The organism is uncultured Gimesia sp. (genome assembly GCF_937910335.1).
GTDB lineage: Bacteria > Planctomycetota > Planctomycetia > Planctomycetales > Planctomycetaceae > Gimesia.
In genome coordinates this window covers 1-7,257 of sequence record NZ_CALEMX010000295.1, presented here as the reverse complement: position 1 = coordinate 7,257, position 7,257 = coordinate 1, and the positions used below count along the sequence as shown (strand labels likewise).

The window sequence follows — 7,257 nt, the reverse complement described above, 5'->3', positions numbered from 1 at the left end:
ACTTCAAAGAACTCTATCCGACACTCGTCGAATATGGCAAGAAGATTGCGCTGGGATCTGTGGAAACCGCCAGCCGCACAAAAGAACGTGAATTGTTAGTAGTTTCAACTAAAGCAGAAAGCATTCTCACTCGTTACAGTCCACAGGATGCCCCCCCTACCGACGAGTTAGCAAAAATTAAAGCCGGTTACGAAAAAGCGGAAGCGGAAATTCTGCGAAAAGAAGTCTTTGATGTTGCAGTCAAAGAAATTGAAGATTGGATCAAACAAAAAAAGTCACTACAGGCACTCGCGCGCCGACGTCATCTACTCGACCGCTATCCGTACTATCAATCTGACCGCAAGATGGGCACAGTCTTGGCAAAAATCCTGGAACTCGAAAAAAATCTAGTGCAAGCTAATAACCAGCCTGTTCCGGCAGTCACCAAAGAATACCCTGAAACATTTCCCCAATCTGTGACACTGGCACTTCATACCCGTTCTCGCTCGAATACCATTTCTGATGGCCGTAATGTATTTGCTTTAGCCAACGGCAGTTGTTTCGGAATCGATTCGATTACAGGTGATCCGATCTGGAGACGTCCCGTTGGACTTGATCCTCCCTTTGCCCCCATTTCTTTCTCGGGAAGTGAACCGGCTTTGCTCGTTTTTGATACACGACACCAGGATCTTTTATGCGTCTCACAGAAAAATGGTAAATTACTCTGGCGACAAACTCTGCCCGCTCGCCCTACTGGCAAACCATTACTACACCAGGGAACCATCGTCGTTTCTTGCAATTCAGGTGATTTGATCAGCATCGATTTAATCAGTGGTTCGATCATCGCACAGCTTAAATTTGCGCAACCCCTGGTCGGTGCTCCCGGATTAGTCTACGGAGAACAATCCATTGCAGTTGCCGGACATGAAGGCGTTATATATTTGATTTCCTTACGCCCCTTCGAATGTCAAAAAGTGGCTGCCCTGGGACATCGTCCGGGAACAATCGGAATTCCGATTATCTCCATGGGCAAATTACTACTCGTTTGTGAGAACGACCGTACCGACTCTGCCTTACTGCATGTTCTAGATGGAAACGGGGAAAATGCATCACTCAATGAATTGGAAGATTATCGAATCAAAGGACACGTGCAAAGCATGCCGGTCCTCCGTGGCAAACAAATGTTTTTTCCAACTGTTCCCGAACGCATTACTGCATTTACGGTCACAGACGAAGAAGGCAAACGAAAGTTGACAGAAATCGCCTCTTATCAATTACAGGCCCCGCTCTCATGTCAAATTTATCTTTCAGCCGGCTCGGGAGGTCAACTCTGGATGAGCAGCTCTGCTTTAAGAAAGTTTACTCTGCAGAACTCCGGGATTAAACTGGATAAAAATAAAATTGCAGACGGATTAGGAGCACAACCTATGCAGTTGATTGGCAATAACCTGTATCTTGCCAGACGTCTGCTTTCATCCAATTCTGTCATTTTTTCCATCGCCAACCGCGATGAAATGAGCAGCTCCTGGAAATCTATCTTAGGTACAGACATCCTCGCCACTTATTCTTCTGCTCAAAATGGGCTAGTCTGTATCACATCGGATGGAGATATCTTTCGGATTCGAAATACTGATTTTGAAGCGGATTCTTCAAAGTTCAAAGAAAAAACCATCACACAGCTCAAACTCCCCGAAGGTCTTACGGAACCGCTTAAAACATCACAACTCTCTGAAGGAAAAATTGCCGTCTACTGCGGCTCCCCCAAACCGACTCTCTGGATTCTCAATGCCTTTGGACAATTGGAACAGACCATCGATTTGAAAGCCCCACTCGATGCAATGCCCATATCACTTGGCGATGGAATTGCAATTCCTTTCCAGAAAAAGATTGCTGTATTTCGAAAAGGACGCGGACTCAACACGGTTCAAGAATTTGTCATTCCGGGTCAGGCAGATGTAAAATGGAAACAACTGATCTCCACTGCGAAAGACCAATGCATCGCGATCACATCCACCGGTCAGATTATCTCTTTACAATACCGAACGTCGCCCACACGCCACCTCGCTATATTGTCCAAGAGTGACAATAAACAACCGATCGATTTCAAAGCAGCAATCGACAAGGATACCCTGGCAGTAACAGATGCCTCAGGACTGTTACAGGTACTTGACCCCAAAACTGCACAACAAAAGGCAAAACTACAACTCCCCTCCCCCGCAACAAATGACCTCTGGATCACAAATGAATTTCTCTTCGTAGAAACGAAGCAGAATTTAAGCTGTTTCAAAATCGACAAAGATCTCAAGAAATTATGGGATTTAAAATTAACTGAATCGTCTCTGGCAGGCGCTCCTGCGATCATTGATAAAAAACTGTTACTCTCACTTCAAAATGGTTCCCTGCTCACAGTCGATACCAAAACAGGCAAAATACAAATGGATGTCAAGACACCATTGCCAGCCAGCGGCTCGATTGTGAATCTGGAAAAAATCATTCTAGTACCTACAGTGGATGGAAGCCTCTATCGTATTGATCAGGTCCTGCAACAGAAAGGACAGGCTTCACTATGAAATTGTCTGCACACATATTCTGCCTTCTGTTTAGCAGCCTGACTTTGATCCTATTTATGCCCGGTCAAACAACCGTTTCCGCACAAAAAGAAACAAAGTCTGACAAAAAAACAACGAAAAAAGCGTCTTCCAAAAAAGAAACAACAGACACCAAGAAAGCAGATGAAGAAAAAGAACCACCATTACCCAAAATAGAAGAAATGCAGGTCCCCTCCGTAGAAGACCTTCTTAAAAAACCACCTGTCGATTGGGTCATACTGGAAAACGATACTGTATTGGTAGTAGAACCAGTTTATCCACGTCCTGATACACTGGGGCAACTTGATACTGCGTTAAAAGAAAGTTACGACTTACCCAAACCAAAAAGTAAAGCGGAAATCGATGAGCAACGCAAAATGCGTGCGGCATTCAATTTTATTCAACTGACACTCATTGATGAAAATGAAAACCCAGAATATCAAATCCAACGAAATCATGTTAAACAAATCATTCATCATGAAGATCTTGTATTAAAACGCATTGATGAACTATTGAAATCAAATCAGCTACGGACGGCTTTTGAATTGCTGCTGGTTCTTGATCGAAAACATCGCGCGTGGCCAGGGTTTGACCAGCGACAGCAGAATTTACTGTTCCTGGAAGCAAAGGAAAAACAAGAATTAAAGAAATATGAAATCGCTCTGGCGTTCATTGAGGATTTATATAGCCGATCACCGAATTATCCGGGATTGAGTAAACTGGCAGGTGAAATCATTGACACCGTAATTACCCAGTCAGTGAAAGAGGGTATTTTTCGCAAGGCCCATTTCTATCTGAAGCGTCTGGCAACAATGTTTCCCAAACAGCAGATTGTCACAAAATGGAAAGAGACCTTTCTGAACCAATCCAATCTCATACTCAATAAAGCAAATCAGGAAGCGCAACAGAAACAGTTCCAACAAGCCATTCATTCGGTAATGGAAGCTGCCATCGTTTGGCCAGCTAACCCCAAACTTCGTGAATCGTTGCTTCGTTACCATAATCGGTATCCTGTGATAAACGTCGGTGTAATGGAAACCGCATTAAACAAAACTCCTTATTTCCTGGAACGTGATTCCACCCGTCGCCATCGAAAATTAACGCAAATCCCCATGTTTGAAGTCAGCCGCGTCGATCAAACATCGCAATACCAAAGCCGCTTCTTTGAACAATGGGAACCGACAGATCTCGGACGACGTGCTGATTTTATTTTGAGACAATCTTATGGCACCTGGGAATCACATCCAGTATTAATGGCAGCCGACATCGCGGAGTTTATCAGAAAAAAGATCACACCGGGAAATACTCAATATGACGAACGCTTTGACAGCTATGTCAACTCGGTATCAACGACAGACCCCTTTTCAGTCAGTGTCTATTTTGATCGCGTTCCTTTGCGTACAGAATGGTTAATGGCAGCCTCCATCATGGCTCCTCCAATCTGGGAAAGAGTTTCAGATAAATCGGAAAGTTCCAGCACGCCTCTCAAACCGGAAGTTCTCGTCTCCAGCCGGTTTATTGTCGATAACCATAGCCAGAATCAAGTTCAGTATGTTCGCGCTGTGCCTGAACCATCGGGTTTACGAGAATACAATGTCGCTCAAATCAATGAGATCAAATATCCCGATTTCAACAAGTCGTTCCAGGGATTATTGGTGGGAGAAGTCTCTGTACTTCCCTTTCTGCCAGCCAAACTCGTCTCTTTCTTTCAGGATCAGGAAGAATTTAATGTAGTACAATCTGCCATTCCCTTGTCACATGTCCTGCAATTTAATCCGGAAAGCAAACCTCTCAAAATCATTGAACTCCGCAGAGCACTTGCCTATGCCATTGATCGAAAGAAAATTCTAACCGAATCTCTCTTACATGAATCCAAACGACTCAATGGCCGATTGATCACAGCCCCTTACTACACTGGACTACAGGCTTATAATCAACAAGTACCACAACGCGAGTACAATTACCCATTGGCAGTTGCATTAGCTGTCGCATCACAAAACAAACTGGGGGGTAAATTTCCAGCACTACATATGCTTTGCGATCCAGTACCAGAAGCACAGGAAGCCGCTTTGGAACTCATCAAAGCCTGGTCGCGAATTGGCATCACCGTAACACTCATCCCAAACACTGCCCCTGAAGCGAAAAAGCAGAATCTGAAATGGGACATTGTCTATCGAACGTCCTCCATGACGGAACCAATCATGGAACTCTGGCCATTTCTAACAGTCGGTAATGGAGCGCAAATCGAATCGCTGGAAATATTCCCCGATTGGATGAGACAGAAACTGATCGAACTGGACGAAGCAACTGACTCGGAAACCGCAACTACGCTCTTAAAAAAACTGCAACAGCAACTATATTCGATGGCTCATATTATTCCCTTATGGGAAATCGATCAGTTTCATGTGTTCCGTACAAATATCAAAGGATACGCCGACCGCCCCTTGAATTTCTATGATAATGTAGAGCAATGGATCACCACTCCGATTTATCCAAAAATAGAATCGTTTACCCAAAAATAGCTTGCTGTGAGATGAAGTTTCAAATTGAATTTTTCTATTGGTAAAATAATGTTTTCTTGTGATTTTTCAAAAATCTGTCATTTAATAATTCTGATCTCGGGGCTGCTACTGTTTCCGAATTCAGTTTCTATTGCACAAACAACTGCAGATACTTCGTCTCTAGCAACCCAGCCACAACATATCAGTCTTCAGCCTTACCGTATTAGAATCGACATTGCCTATGCGCCAGAATCTAGACTAAGCCAAGAAAATCGCCAGCAAATTCAACAGCAGCTAAAACAGATCATCGATCGTTCCATAGGCGAAAAATGGATTCTGACAGATACAAAGATAAAGAAATCCAGTCCCCTGAATTCCCTCGGCATCTATGAGAACAACTGGTTGCCACTTGCCTCGGGTAAAGGTCTTCAACGTCTCAATTCTGAAGATATCTTGAAACGCTACCCGAATCATCCATTTGATAAACTCTTTCTAATCTCCATAGAACAAGATGGTATTGGATATCTGATCTCCGGTAGAGAATTTGACTCGTACTCACGACAACTCAGTCCTCTCTCCACAAGGAAAACTTTTGCAAAACCGTTTCTTAGTGAGATTATCTTAGAATCCCTCCGCGACTTATTTTCGGCTGTCGTCACGATCGATTCAGTAAATGGCAACCAGGTCATCGTCAGTGAACAAGCCAGTCAGTATCCACCACCAGATCCCTCGATGGGAACATTACAGAAAAACTTTTACTTCATCCCCTTCTTTCGATACTTGAATCGAGATCGGGAAGTCAAAAGCATTCAGTTTATCCCCTGGACTTATCTGGTCCTGGAAGAGATCAATCGCAAATATGCTACCTGCCTGATTTCTTCAGGACTGCGAGGAGTTCTCAATGGAAGCCGCCGCAGAGTCGAAACATTCGCCATTCGCGTGAAAACAAAATACCCAGAGACCAAACTCTCTCTCATTCCACGTGGGACATCATTCCAAACTTCAGCGGGAATAAAAGTTCAAATATCTCCATTGGATCCCCAGCAGGTCAGGCAGCGACAGCGGGAGGCGAAAAAACAAAAAGAACTCAAGAAATCTCCTCCACCGGAATCACAAGATTATATAACCGGAGAATTCTTGACGAATCGTAGCGGGACAATCACTCTACAAGCGGATTCCCAACATCCCTTAATCTGGCTCTATGTTCGAAGTGGAAAAGCCCTCGTTGCCAATGTACCTTACATTCCAGGCATCAACCGCGAAATTAATATTCAAATCCCCGATGACCGTATTCGATTAAGCGTCGAAGGCGAACTGGCCGTATTGAATGGGGAATTGATCGAGGCCGTGGCATCACTTTCCATGAAAATGTCACGTATTCGAAAATGGGCAAAAAACAGTGACTGGAAAAAAGTGGACGCCGGAATCGGAGAACTGGAAAGTGGTATTTCACCTAAACAAATCTTTGACGATAAGCTGAATGTCATTCAAGTATCTGCAGTGGAAGCAGCTCAGGCACAGAACAATCGGTCTGCACAATCGCGAATTGCCAGTCTCTGCCGTGAAACTTCAGGTCGCATTGAGCGATTTCTTGATCCGACGGGAATCATTGATCTAAAAACAGAAATCAATGACCTCAAGCAACTGCAAAAGAAAGATCCAAACCGTCGCAAATCTAAATAAACATAGAAATATAATCAAATGTGGACCCTTTCCCGCATCGCCGTCTATCCCATCAAATCACTCGATCCCGTCATTCTTAATCAGGCAGACATTCTGACCGGCGGCGCCCTCTCTTGGGATCGTCGATTCGCAATGTACGATCAAGCAGATCATGTCATTGATGCAAAAAAGTATCCATCAATTCATAAAATTCGTACAACCTCTGATCTCTCTCAGCAAACAGTGACTCTGTCAACTACTCAGTCAGGGACAGAAACAAAACAATTTCACCTGATCGAAAATCGTACTGAATTAGAATCCTGGTTCAGTCAATATTTCAATCAACGAGTCACTATTAAAGAAAACAGTCAGGCCGGATTCCCAGATGATACGGTAGCGTCCGGGCCGACAATTATCAGCACACAGACCTACCAAGAACTTTTGCGATGGTTTCCCGATATCTCAATCGACGAACTCAGGCTTCGCTTTCGCGCGAATTTAGAATTTGACGGCGACCTCCCCTTTTG

At 44.0% G+C, this 7,257-nt stretch carries 4 protein-coding genes; all 4 read left to right on the top strand.

What is annotated here, in order from left to right; genetic code table 11:
• On the top strand, positions 1–2,549 hold a 2,549-nt coding region (locus tag Q0668_RS11895; RefSeq protein WP_298864708.1), incomplete at its 5' end, for a PQQ-binding-like beta-propeller repeat protein.
• 56 nt (positions 2,550–2,605) lie between these two features.
• Positions 2,606–5,089 (top strand): ABC transporter substrate-binding protein, encoded by a 2,484-nt coding sequence (locus Q0668_RS11890; protein ID WP_298864705.1) that lies wholly within the window; start codon positions 2,606–2,608, stop codon positions 5,087–5,089.
• A gap of 48 nt (positions 5,090–5,137) precedes the next feature.
• Positions 5,138–6,751 (top strand): hypothetical protein, encoded by a 1,614-nt coding sequence (locus Q0668_RS11885; RefSeq protein ID WP_298864702.1) that lies wholly within the window; start codon positions 5,138–5,140, stop codon positions 6,749–6,751.
• An 18-nt stretch (positions 6,752–6,769) separates the two neighbouring features.
• The coding region (locus Q0668_RS11880) for an MOSC N-terminal beta barrel domain-containing protein (protein ID WP_298864699.1) at positions 6,770–7,257 on the top strand (488 nt) is incomplete at its 3' end.